Source organism: Kitasatospora sp. NPDC048540, assembly GCF_040651175.1.
Taxonomy (GTDB): domain Bacteria; phylum Actinomycetota; class Actinomycetes; order Streptomycetales; family Streptomycetaceae; genus Kitasatospora.
The window spans coordinates 52,122-63,170 of the sequence record NZ_JBEZIR010000044.1; the positions used below are offsets into that span (position 1 = coordinate 52,122).

General features: G+C 74.3%; 13 protein-coding genes and 1 pseudogene. 11 read left to right on the forward strand and 3 right to left on the reverse strand.

Annotated features, from left to right (window positions below; all coding sequences use genetic code 11):
- Positions 1-11 precede the first annotated feature (11 nt).
- From AB0D08_RS19125 to AB0D08_RS19135, 3 genes are all read right to left on the reverse strand, one after another.
- Positions 12-1,286, reverse strand: a complete 1,275-nt coding sequence (locus AB0D08_RS19125) for a hypothetical protein (RefSeq protein WP_051814197.1) — start codon at positions 1,284-1,286, stop codon at positions 12-14.
- 146 nt (positions 1,287-1,432) lie between these two features.
- Complete coding sequence (locus tag AB0D08_RS19130) at positions 1,433-1,882, reverse strand: hypothetical protein (protein ID WP_063794530.1); 450 nt, start codon at positions 1,880-1,882, stop codon at positions 1,433-1,435.
- 59 nt (positions 1,883-1,941) lie between these two features.
- A complete protein-coding gene (locus AB0D08_RS19135; RefSeq protein ID WP_051814196.1) occupies positions 1,942-2,418 on the reverse strand; it encodes a protein-tyrosine phosphatase family protein in 477 nt (158 codons plus the stop codon).
- A 95-nt stretch (positions 2,419-2,513) separates the two neighbouring features.
- On the opposite strand from AB0D08_RS19135, the gene AB0D08_RS19140 reads away from it, so the two are divergent.
- The 11 genes and pseudogenes from AB0D08_RS19140 to AB0D08_RS19190 all read left to right on the forward strand — a co-directional run.
- Complete coding sequence (locus AB0D08_RS19140) at positions 2,514-2,966, forward strand: hypothetical protein (RefSeq protein ID WP_033825307.1); 453 nt, start codon at positions 2,514-2,516, stop codon at positions 2,964-2,966.
- A gap of 128 nt (positions 2,967-3,094) precedes the next feature.
- Positions 3,095-3,919, forward strand: coding sequence for a pyrroline-5-carboxylate reductase (gene proC / locus AB0D08_RS19145; RefSeq protein WP_033825306.1), 825 nt, complete (start codon positions 3,095-3,097; stop codon positions 3,917-3,919).
- Between the two features lie 10 nt (positions 3,920-3,929).
- Positions 3,930-4,592 carry an HAD family hydrolase gene (locus tag AB0D08_RS19150; protein ID WP_033825305.1) on the forward strand — a complete coding sequence of 221 codons (663 nt, stop codon included), beginning with the start codon at positions 3,930-3,932 and terminating at the stop codon, positions 4,590-4,592.
- 123 nt (positions 4,593-4,715) lie between these two features.
- Positions 4,716-5,912, forward strand: a complete 1,197-nt coding sequence (locus AB0D08_RS19155; RefSeq protein ID WP_033825304.1) for an MFS transporter — start codon at positions 4,716-4,718, stop codon at positions 5,910-5,912.
- A 79-nt stretch (positions 5,913-5,991) separates the two neighbouring features.
- Positions 5,992-7,191: an acetoin utilization protein AcuC gene (locus AB0D08_RS19160; protein WP_051814195.1), complete on the forward strand. Its 1,200-nt coding sequence runs from the start codon at positions 5,992-5,994 to the stop codon at positions 7,189-7,191.
- The gene (locus tag AB0D08_RS19165; protein WP_359890094.1) at positions 7,188-8,060 is read left to right on the forward strand and encodes a phosphatase; all 873 of its coding nucleotides are present in this window, start codon (positions 7,188-7,190) and stop codon (positions 8,058-8,060) included. Before AB0D08_RS19160 ends, AB0D08_RS19165 begins: the two co-directional genes overlap by 4 nt.
- A gap of 116 nt (positions 8,061-8,176) precedes the next feature.
- The gene (locus AB0D08_RS19170) at positions 8,177-8,386 is read left to right on the forward strand and encodes a helix-turn-helix domain-containing protein (protein ID WP_033825303.1); all 210 of its coding nucleotides are present in this window, start codon (positions 8,177-8,179) and stop codon (positions 8,384-8,386) included.
- 134 nt (positions 8,387-8,520) lie between these two features.
- Complete coding sequence (locus AB0D08_RS19175) at positions 8,521-8,619, forward strand: AURKAIP1/COX24 domain-containing protein (protein WP_003948845.1); 99 nt, start codon at positions 8,521-8,523, stop codon at positions 8,617-8,619.
- Between the two features lie 215 nt (positions 8,620-8,834).
- Positions 8,835-9,911, forward strand: a complete 1,077-nt coding sequence (locus AB0D08_RS19180) for an NAD-dependent epimerase/dehydratase family protein (RefSeq protein ID WP_033825302.1) — start codon at positions 8,835-8,837, stop codon at positions 9,909-9,911.
- Positions 9,908-10,912 (forward strand): lysophospholipid acyltransferase family protein, encoded by a 1,005-nt coding sequence (locus AB0D08_RS19185; protein ID WP_359890097.1) that lies wholly within the window; start codon positions 9,908-9,910, stop codon positions 10,910-10,912. Before AB0D08_RS19180 ends, AB0D08_RS19185 begins: the two co-directional genes overlap by 4 nt.
- A 43-nt stretch (positions 10,913-10,955) precedes the next feature.
- Positions 10,956-11,049, forward strand: a pseudogene (locus tag AB0D08_RS19190) (sigma factor-like helix-turn-helix DNA-binding protein); the annotation flags it as partial.

Here is an 11,049-nt window from a genome sequence, read left to right on the forward strand (position 1 = left end):
GGCAGCCGGCGTCAGGTGCGGGAGGAGTTCCGGCACTGCCCGTCGCCGCCGTCCAGCTGCCGGCTGCGGTCGTACGGGTCGACCGTCGGCGCACCCGCCGACGGGGACGCCCCGGCGTCGTTGCGCAGCACGGGGAACATCGGGTGGAAGAAGCCGTCCGACTGGTCGCAGCCGCTGTTCCCGCCCTCACCCTTGTAGCCGTTCAGATAGAGCTTCCCGGCCTCGACCCGGAACCGCCGGGGGTCGGGGAACCGGAAGTCCATCGCGGAGCGGATGATCGTCCGGGCCACCGGACCGGAAGCGCCCGGGGTGTCGGCCGGTGCGGCCTGCCAGGAGACCGGGTTGGCGCCGCCGCCCTGCGCGCCGACGCCCTTGTCCGGGTGGGGGCCGGGGCGGAGCGCGTACACGAAGGTGAAGTCGGTGTGGACCAGGACACCGTTCTCGCCGTCACCCTCGAAGGTCATCCGTCCCTGGACCCGGACCTCCTCGGTGGCCAGCACCGCGCTCTGCGGGTCGAAGCGGGGGAAGTCCCAGGCCGGGCTCTCGTCCTGGGTCGGGTGCGCCAGCCGCTCCTCCGCCCGGCTCCGGTCCTCCTTGCTCAGCATGGCCAGTGCGGCGTCCGGCCGGGCGCCGGAGATCACCTTCGGGTCCAGGGCGCTGTACGTCAGGTAGGTGCGGACCTGCTCCAGCTGGGTGCCGACCTGCTTCGCGCCGAAGGCGCCCACGGCGCTCGGCTCCGGCAGGGCGAACGCCGCGGCCCCGACCGGCCACTGCCCGGCCGGAGAGCCGGCCCACGGGTTCTCGACGGTCGGGGTGTCGGGGTCGACGGCGGGCGGTGCGGCCGTGGGGGAGGCGGTCTCCGGCGGCAGCGTCGGCAGCGGGGTCGCCACCGCGGGACCGTCGGCCGTCGAACCGTCCTGCCCGTGGTGGTACCAGTCGCGCAGCCGGCCGGTGTTGAGCGCCGCCAGGGTCAGCGCGACCGCCAGTGCGACGAACAGCGGCGCCTGCCAGTTGCCGGTGCGCCGCCGGCGGCCCCACGGGTCCACCCGGGTGGCCCGGCGGCCGAACCGGCGCCGGCGGATCTGCGGCACCCGCTGGGCCTCGTGCCGGAAAGGTACGGCCTCCGGCGGCTGCTGCTTCCACTTCGCGCCGAGCATCCGGGCCCGGCCCGAAGCCTCCTTCACGGTCGCGCCCTTGACGAAGTCCTCGTCGAGCACGAGACCGTCGAACGGGTCGTCAGGGGAGTCGCCGGCGGGGCGCTGGGAGGGGTCTTCGGCTATCGGCACGCGGTCAGTATGCCGACGCCCTCGGACACCCTTGCGAGAGGGTGGGGGCGGTGTGCGGCGAGGGTGAGCGTTCGGTGCCGGTTTCCGCCGTTTCGCCGGGCCGCCCGGCGCCCCGGGCGGGCCCGTACGGGCGGGGTGGCGGGCCGTCAGCCCTTGGCGCGGGCCTGCTTCACCGAGCCGACCACCCCGGCCACCAGCAGCAGCAGTCCGGCCGGCAGCAGCGAGCTGAACACCGCCCCGATCAGACCCCAGCTGCCCAGCAGGGTCAGCGCCAGCGTGTTCAGCACCAGCAGCGCGCCCGCCGCCGGCAGCGCCGACCTCCACGGGTGCTCGTCCGCCCAGCGGCGCAGCCGGCGGTCCCCGGTGTCCCGCCGCAGCTTCCCGCCGACCGTTCCGACCAGGAAGAAGAAGAACAGGCCCAGCCCCACCGGCCCGGCCAGGATGTCCGACGACCAGCTCCCGGTGATCAGATCCACCGTGAGCGCGGCCCCGGCGACCACGACCCCGACCGCCGAGGCGGTCCGCCACGGGCCCAGCGTCGCCGAGGCGACTGCGATCTGGCGGCTCTCGCGCCGCGACAACTCCTCGTGTCCCATACCCCCACGGTGCGCCTGCCGGCCCCCGGACGCCAGAGCCGCGGCCCCTGAGATTCCCCCTACGGGACACCGCCCGCCGGGCCGTCCCCCGGACCCTCGGCGGGGCCGCCCGGGAACCCGCGGACGTAGCGCCGCTGCCACGGCGTCTCGACCGCCCGGGGGTCGAAGTGCTCCCGGACGAAGGCGACCGCCCGGTCCGCCGGCACTCCGTCGAGGACGGCCAGGCAAGCCAGTGCCGTACCGGTCCGGCCGTGGCCGCCGGCGCAGGCCAGCTCCACCCGTTCGTCCCGGGCCCGCTCCCACGCCTCGCGCAGCACGGCGCGGGCCGCCGCCCGGTCGGCGGGGACCCAGAAGTCCGGCCAGCGCAGCCACCGGGCCTCCCAGGCGACCTCCGGCGGCGGCTTCCCGAGCAGGTACACGGCGAACTCGGGCACCGGGCCGCCCGGCAGCGGCCGGCTCAGCGCCCGCCCCCGCACCAGCCGCCCGGAGGGCAGCTCCAGCACTCCGGGGGCATCGGGGTCCCAGGTCCGGTCCATCCTCCCCACGGTAGTCCCGCGGGCCGCGCCCGGACGGTGACCTCGGCCGGTCCCGCGCAGTTGAGCAGGGCGAACCGCGCCGAGACGGAGGAAACGTGGCCCGCAACCGGGGACTGAACGCGTTGGAGGTGTCCGCCGCGATCAGGGAGGCCCGCGCGGTCCGCACCGGGGTGCCGGCCACCCGCAGGCCCGGCGAGGGCGGCCTGCTGCCCGCCTTCATCGCCACCCTGCGGGTCCCGGGCAGCCTGCCGCAGGTGGTCCGCTGGGTGTCCGCCGCCGGCCACCCGCCGCCGCACCCGCTGCTGGTCGAGCTGCTCGGCCCCGCCGCCGGCTCCTGCCCCGAACTGACCGTCCTGACCGGCTGGCTGGACCTGGCCGACCGCCGGGCCGAACGGCTCCCGCAGGAGCTCGCCGGCGCCACCCTCGCCCTGCTGCACGTCACCGGAGCGCCGCCGCGGACCACCGCCCACCTGCCCTGCCGCCCGTGCCGTCCGCTGCTGGCCTGGCTGGGCGTCACCGTCGACACCACCGTGCCCCCGGACGCCTGAGCCCCGGACGCCCGAGCCCCCGGACGCCCGAGCGCGTTCGCACCGACCGCATCCGCACCGTGGACGGCTGCCCCGCCGGCGCCCGCCCCGGTGCGAGGATGGCGGCAGCACCGTACGAAGGAGCGGCCATGAGCAGCAGCGCACCCGGACAGAAGATCGCCTTCCTGGGCACCGGCAAGATCGGCGAGGCCCTGCTCTCCGGTCTGCTGCGGGCCGGCAAGGACCCGGGCGACGTCCTGGTGACCGCCCGCCGCCCCGAGCGCGCCGAGGAGCTGACCGCCCGTTACGGCATCACCGCCGTCTCCAACGCGGATGCCGCCAAGCTGGCCGACACCCTGATCCTGGCGGTCAAGCCGCAGGACATGGGGGTGCTGCTGCACGAGCTGGCGCCGCACGTGGCCACCGACCGGCTGGTGGTGTCGGCCGCCGCGGGCATCCCGACCACCTGGTTCGAGGACCGCCTCGCGGCCGGGACGCCGGTGGTGCGGGTGATGCCCAACACGCCCGTCCTGGTGGACGAGGGGATGAGCGTGATCTCCGGCGGCTCGCACGCCACCGAGGCGCACCTGGCCCGTACCGAGGAGATCTTCCGCTCGGTCGGCAAGGCGCTGCGGGTGCCGGAGTCCCAGCAGGACGCGGCCACCGCACTGTCCGGCTCCGGACCGGCGTACTTCTACTTCCTGGTCGAAGCCATGATCGACGCCGGCATCCTGCTCGGCCTGCCCCGCACGGTGGCGCACGACCTGATCGTGCAGTCCGCGATCGGCGCCTCGATCATGCTGCGCGACTCCGGCGAGCACCCGGTGAAGCTGCGCGAGGCGGTCACCTCCCCGGCCGGCACCACCATCGCCGCCATCCGCGAGCTGGAGAACCACGGCGTGCGGGCCGCCATGCTCGGCGCCCTGGAGGCCGCCCGTGACCGCTCCCGCGAGCTGGCCTCCGGCGGCAAGTAGGCTCGGGCGGGTGAGCTACGACCTGGTGATCTTCGACAACGACGGCGTCCTGGTGGACAGCGAGCCGATCTCCAACCGGGTGCTCGCCGAGTACTTGACCGGACTCGGCTTCCCCACCACCGTCGAGGACTCCTACCAGGACTACATGGGCTGCGCCGCGCACAAGATCCACGACGTGATCCGCGAACGGCACGGCGCCACCCTCCCGGACGGCTTCGACGAGCTGTTCCACGCCCGGGTCTTCGACGCCTTCACCGCCGAACTGACCGCGGTGCGCGGCGCCGAACAGCTGCTGAAGACCCTCCAGCAGCACGAGGTCCCGTACTGCCTGGCCTCCTCCGCCCACCACATCTGGATCCGGACCGCGCTCGACCTCACCGGCCTGCGCCCGCTGCTGGCCGAGGAGCAGATCTTCAGCGCCCAGGACGTCGGCGTCGGCAAGCCCGCCCCCGACCTCTTCCTGCACGCCGCCCGGACACTCGGGGTGGCGCCCGCCCGCTGCCTGGTGATCGAGGACAGCCCCAACGGGGTGCTCGCCGCCCGCGCCGCCGGCATGGACGTGTACGGCTACGCGGCGCTCACCGACCCCGACCGGCTCACCGCCGCCGGGGCGACCGGTCTGCTGACCGACCTCGGCCTGGTGCCCGGCCTGGTGCTCGGCCGGCCGGCCTGACCCGTTGCGGCGGATCGGGACCCGTTCGCGTCGCACCCCTCCCGGAAAGCCCCCGCAGCACCTACGCTCTCGCCAACATCGTCGTACCGGCCGGTAGCGCCGGAGGCTGAGCGAGGTCGGCAGATGCAGGACACAGTCGTCACCGAACGGCTCCGGCAGGCCCGGGCGGCGCTCGCCGCCGCCTTCCTGCTGCAGGGCGTCACCTTCGCCCTGCTGGTCACCTGCATCCCCGAGATCCAGGACCGCTACGGGCTCAGCGACAGCCTGCTGCCGGTCTTCCTGGCGGCCGTCCCGATCCTCGCCGGGGTCGGCTCGATCACCTCCGAGCACCTGGTCAAGCGCACCAGCGCCCGGGCCGTGCTGCGGGTCGTCCAGCCCGCCGTCTGCCTGACCCTCGGGCTGACCGGCTTCGGCGACCGGCTGTGGGAACTGGGCCTCGCGCTCGGCGCGTTCGGCCTGCTGGTCGGCGCGCTCGACGCCTCGATGAACATGCTCGGCGTCGGCCTCCAGCACCGCTACGGCCGCAGCATCATGATCGGGTTCCACGCCGCGTTCAGCCTCGGCGGCATCATCGGCGCCGCCGTCGCCGGCCTCGGCGCGCACTACCACCTCGGCCTGCCCGCGCTGTTCGGCGGCGCCGCCGCGGTGCTGATCCCGCTCGCCCTGCTGGCCGGCACCCGCTTCGCCGGCCGGGCCGAACTCGGCGACGCCGTCCGGGAGGCCGCCGAGGCCGCCGCCCGTTCGATCCCCTGGAAGCCGCTGCTGCCGCTGTGCCTCGCCATGGCGGTCGCGTACATCGCCGACGCCTCGGTCTCCAACTACAGCGTCAAGTACCTCACCGACGGCCTGGACAGCCCCGACGACGTCGCCAAACTCTCCTACCTCGGCTACATGCTGGCGATGCTGGTCGGACGAACCGTCGGCGACCGGGCCGTGCAGCACTTCGGCGCCGTCCCGGTGGTCCGGGCGGGCTCCGCGCTGGCCGCGCTCGGCTTCCTGCTGGCCGCCCTCTCGCCCGGACCGTGGGCGGCCATCGCCGGCTTCACCGTGCTCGGCTTCGGCATCTGCGCGATCATCCCGCAGGTCTTCGCGGCCGGCGGCCGGCTCTTCCCGGACGACTCGGACGCCGCGGTGGCCCGGCTCAACCTGTTCAACTACGTGGGCTTCCTGATCGGCTCCCCGCTGGTCGGCGCCGTCGCCGACGCCTCCTCCTACCGCTGGGCGCTGCTCGCGCCGATGCTCCTGGTGCTGCTGATCCTCCCGCTCTCCGGCCACTTCGCCCCGGCCGCGGCCCGCCGCGGCGAGCCCGTCCACAGCTGACCCGCCCCGCCGGACACCCCGCCCACGGCGGCCGGGGGCCGTCCGGGACCCGCCCCGGCGCACCCACTACCGTGGGGCCATGCCCGAAGCCGAGCGTGAGACCCCTTGCGGCCTGCAGTTGTTCTGGGACGAGGCCGAGACCGGCTACGACTTCGGCCCGGGACACCCGATGGACCCGACCCGCCTCGCGCTCACCATGCGCCTGGTCGAGGCCCTCGGCCTGGACACCGGGCCGGGCGTCGCCCTGCGCTCCGCGCCGCCCGCCGGCGACTCCACGCTGCGCCTGGTGCACACCGCCGGGTACGTCGAGGCGGTCCGCCGGGTCGCCGCGCACCCCGGTACCGCCGACCCCGCGCACGGCCTCGGCACCGAGGACAACTGGGCCTTCCCCGGCCTGCACACGGCGTCCGCGCTGATCGCCGGCCAGTCGGTGGCCGGCGCCGAGGCCGTCTGGCGCGGCGAGACCCCGCACGCCGTCAACTTCGCCGGCGGCCTGCACCACGCCATGCCCGCCAAGGCCGCCGGCTTCTGCGTCTACAACGACCCGGCCCTCGCCATCGCCCGGCTGCTGGAACTCGGCGCCGAACGCGTCGCCTACGTGGACGTCGACGTCCACCACGGCGACGGCGTCCAGGCCGCGTTCTGGAACGACCCCCGGGTGCTGACCGTCTCACTGCACGAATCCCCGGCGACGCTCTTCCCGGAGACCGGCTGGTCCACCGAGACCGGCGGCCCCGACGCCCCCGGCTCCGCCGCCAACCTGCCGCTGCCGGCCGGCACCGGCGACGCCGGCTGGCTGCGCGCCTTCCACGCCCTGGTGCCCGAACTGCTGGCCGCCTTCCGCCCGCAGGTCCTGGTCACCCAGCACGGCGCCGACACCCACGTCGAGGACCCCCTCGCCCACCTCGCGGTCTCGCTGGACGCCCAGCGCCTGGTCACCGAGGCCCTGCACCAGCTGGCCCACGAGCACGCCGACGGCCGCTGGCTGGCGCTCGGCGGCGGCGGGTACGCCGTGGTCGACGTGGTCCCGAGAGCCTGGACCCACCTGGTCGCCACCGCCGCCGGCCGCCCCGTCGACCCGGCCGCCGAGACCCCGCCGCAGTGGCGCGCCGAGGTCTACCGGCGCACCCGGCAGCAGGCCCCGCTGCGGATGACCGACGGCGTGGAACCGCACTGGCGGGACTTCCACGACCACGGCTACGACCCCGGGGACCGTCTCGACCAGGCCATCCTGGCGGCCCGCCGCGCCGTCCTCCCGCACCACGGCCTGATCCCGTGAATCCCCGCCCCGCGCCCGTCGACAGCGCCCGTGCGGCGCTGCGCGCCCACCTGCTGCACCGCCGGCTGGCCGGCGGGAACATCCCGACCAGCCGGCAGAAGAACCTCCGCAGCTACCGGCTGTTCGGGCAGGGCGACCCCACCGCCCTGATGGGACTGGCCCCCCAGGGCCGCTGGGGTCCCGGCGCCGTGCTCGCCCTGATGGCCGAGCGCTGCGGCGTCGACCCGGACTTCGGCCGCGGCCAAGGCCCCGACACCATCGACCCGGACCTCACCCTGGACGCCCTCGACCGGATGGCCGCGCTGCTGCGCTCCGTCGCCCGACGCCGGGCCACCGTGCTGGCCGGCACCGGCCACCCGACCAGGCTGACGGAGTTTCACACCTCCATCGCCAGGGCGCTCGAAGCAGCCGGCTGCACTCTGCTCACTCCCGCGCGCGGTACGCGCTTCCGTGAGCCCACCCCGGAGGGCGAGCGCAGCTGCGTGCTCGACTACCGCGGACCGGTCGCCGTGGTCCGGGGTCTTGACGGGGGATCGGCGCGTGGTGGCAGACTCGACCGCGGCCGCGGGGAGCTGCTGCACACCCACTCCGCGCAACCGGTCCGGCTGGTCCTCGACCGGCTCGCCGGGACCGGACACCCCTTGCCGGGCCTGGTGCTGGGCGACCACGGCTGGCTCTGCGGGGCCGGCCGGCTCGGTGTCCCGGCCGCCGGGATCGCCGACTCCAACGACCCGGCGCCGTTCGTCGCCGAGGCCGAGCGCGAGGTCGCGGTGGTGGTCCCGGTGGACGACGGATCTCCCCCCGAGTGCTACAGACCGCTGAGCGACTACGTACTGCAACAGGCGGATCTCGCACCGTACAAGGAGTGAGCTTCCCCCTCTTCCCACTGGTACCACCCATAACTACTCTGGGGATACACGTGTGCCGGTGGAGTCACCGGAGGGGAAGCCGGTGCCTTGCACACGGGTAAGGGTCGGGTGAGGTCATGAGTTCCGGCGAACGCCCCCTCCAGGATGTCGTCTTCCTGACCGTGGCCGAGGTGGCCGCGGTCATGCGGGTGTCGAAGATGACGGTGTACCGCCTGGTGCACAGCGGAGAGCTTCCGGCCATCAGGGTCGGCCGCTCCTTCCGGGTCCCCGAGAAGGAGGTCCACGACTACCTCAAGGAGTCCTACGTCCGGCTGCAGAGCGCGTAGTCCGGACACGGCTCAGGGCCTCGGTCGGGGCACGATTACGGCTTACGCGAAGCGGGGGGTAGGCTAGGCCCTCCGTCAGTCGTATGGACTCCCGTCTCTCACGGGCGTGGGTCCGAGTGAGCGAGGGTTGTTCCGTGGGCTCTGTCATCAAGAAGCGTCGCAAGCGTATGGCCAAGAAGAAGCACCGCAAGCTTCTGAAGAGGACTCGCGTTCAGCGTCGCAACAAGAAGTAACACCTCGGCTGGCGCTTGCCCCGTTTCGCGCGGGAGTCAGCCCGCCCACGGTCGCTCTCGCGTACCAGGTGTGTGCACTGCCCGTCCCGGCTCCGCCGGGGCGGGCAGTCGTGTTTCCGGCCCGCCCCTTCTCGTCCCTCGGGCGTGTCGGCGTCCGGGAAATCCCGGCGCGGTACGGTTTCGGACAGGGACGGGACGAAGGAGGACACGGACACGTGGGCAAGGTCGTGCTCGTCACGGGAGTCGCCCGCCATCTGGGTGCCCGGTTCGCAGCCGGGATCGCCGCCGCGCCCGGGGTCGACCGGGTCGTCGGGGTCGACGTCCAGCCACCGCCCGGCGAGCTGCCGCCCGGGGTCGCCTTCACCCGGCTGGACCTGCGCCGGCCCGCGGTCGCCCGGGTGATCGCCGAGCACCAGGTCGACACGGTGGTCCACCTCAACGTCAGCGCGATGGGCGGGGGCGGCCGCAGCGCCGTCAAGGAGACCAACGTCATCGGCACCATGCAGCTGCTCGGTGCCTGCCAGAAGGCGCCCGGTCTGCGCCGGCTGGTGGTGAAGTCCACCACCGCCGTGTACGGCTCCGCGCCCCGCGACCCGGCCGTCTTCGCCGAGGGCATGCAGCCCAAGGAGCTGCCGCCCGGCGGCTTCGCCCGGGACGCCGCCGAGGTCGAGGGCTACGTCCGCGGCTTCTCCCGGCGCAGGCCCGACGTCGCCGTCACCGTGCTGCGGTTCGCCAACATCGTCGGCCCGGCCGGCGACACCCCGCTCAGCGCCTACTTCGCGCTCCCGCTGCTGCCGACCGTGTTCGGCCGCGACCCCCGGCTGCAGTTCGTCCACGAGGACGACGCGATCGAGGTACTCCGGCTGGCCGCGGCCGAACCCCGGCCGGGCACCACCAACACCGGCACCTTCAACGTCGCCGGGGACGGTGTCCTGCTGCTCTCCCAGTGCGCCCGCCGGCTCGGCCGGCCGACCGTCCCGCTGCTGCGGCCCGCCCTCAACCTGGTGGCCGGCCTGGTCCGGCAGACCAGGCTCGCCGACATGTCACCCGAGCAGATCCAGCTGCTCAGCCACGGCCGGGTGGTCGACACCGCCAAGCTCCGGGAGACCTTCGGCTTCACCCCCGGCCGGACCACCCCGCAGGCCTTCGCCGACTTCGCCGCCGCCCAGTCGGCCGGCCTGCTGCCGCCCGAACGCCTGACCGCCGTCACCGACCGGCTGGCCGCCCTGCTCGGCCCGGACGGCCGCCACCCCACCACGGGCCACCACACCGAGGAGCCGATGCCGCGATGACTGCCGCCAGGAACCACGCCGTCGGCGAGGCCAAGGTCATCCCGATCGAGTGCGCGCCCAGCTGGCAGGCCGGCCGCCCCGCGCTGGCCGACCGGCTCGCCGACGCCGTCGGCGGCGCGCTGGCCGGCCCGCTCGGCGACACCGCCACCCGGCTGCTCGGCAAGGGCTGGGAGGGCCGGGCCGCCGGCGGCCTGTCCTTCCTGCGGCGCCGGATCACCGGCGACTACGAGGTGGACGACTTCGGCTTCGACGAGGAGCTCACCGAGGAGGTCTTCCTCTCGCTGCTGCGGCCGCTCGCCGAGAAGTACTTCCGGATCGAGGTCCGGGGCATCGAGAACGTCCCCGCCGAGGGCGGCGTGCTGATCGTCGCCAACCACTCCGGCACGGTCCCGCTGGACGCCCTGATGACCCAGGTCGCGGTGCACGACCACCACCCGTCCCGGCGCCACCTGCGGATGCTCGCCGCCGACCTGGTCTTCGTCCTCCCGGTGGTCGGGGAGCTCGCCCGCAAGGCCGGCCACACCCTCGCCTGCAACGAGGATGCGCAGACCCTGCTGGAGCGCGGCGAGGTGGTCGGGGTCTGGCCGGAGGGCTTCAAGGGCATCGGCAAGCCCTTCGCCGACCGGTACAAGCTGCAGCGCTTCGGCCGCGGCGGGTTCGTCGCCTCGGCCCTGCGCGCCCAGGTGCCGATCGTGCCCTGCTCGATCGTCGGGGCCGAGGAGACCTACCCGATGATCGGCAACTTCAAGACGCTGGCCCGGCTGCTCGGCCTGCCGTACCTGCCGATCACGCCGACCTTCCCCTGGCTCGGCCCGCTCGGGGCGGTCCCGCTGCCGACCAAGTGGACCATCCAGTTCGGCGAGCCGATCCCGACCGACGGCTACCCCAAGGAGGCCGCGGACGACCCGATGCTGGTCTTCGACCTCACCGACCAGGTCCGCGAGACCATCCAGCACACGCTCTACAAGCTGCTGGTGCAGCGGCGCTCGGTCTTCTTCTGACCCCAGGGCCTCCCGGGCCCGCACACCGAGCGGCGGCCGCGGGCAATTCCGCATCGCGGTGTATCTCGCGGACGTAGAGGGCTTTGCGTACAAGGAGATCGCGGACATCATGGGTACACCCATCGGTACGGTGATGT

Coding starts and splice junctions, on each gene's coding strand:
- AB0D08_RS19155 (WP_033825304.1), top strand. CDS start 4,716: ATGCAGGACACAGTCGTCACCGAACGGCTCCGGCAGGCCCGGGCGGCG.
- AB0D08_RS19130 (WP_063794530.1), bottom strand. CDS start 1,882: ATGGGACACGAGGAGTTGTCGCGGCGCGAGAGCCGCCAGATCGCAGTC.
- AB0D08_RS19170 (WP_033825303.1), top strand. CDS start 8,177: ATGAGTTCCGGCGAACGCCCCCTCCAGGATGTCGTCTTCCTGACCGTG.
- AB0D08_RS19135 (WP_051814196.1), bottom strand. CDS start 2,418: ATGGACCGGACCTGGGACCCCGATGCCCCCGGAGTGCTGGAGCTGCCC.
- AB0D08_RS19185 (WP_359890097.1), top strand. CDS start 9,908: ATGACTGCCGCCAGGAACCACGCCGTCGGCGAGGCCAAGGTCATCCCG.
- proC (WP_033825306.1), top strand. CDS start 3,095: ATGAGCAGCAGCGCACCCGGACAGAAGATCGCCTTCCTGGGCACCGGC.
- AB0D08_RS19160 (WP_051814195.1), top strand. CDS start 5,992: ATGCCCGAAGCCGAGCGTGAGACCCCTTGCGGCCTGCAGTTGTTCTGG.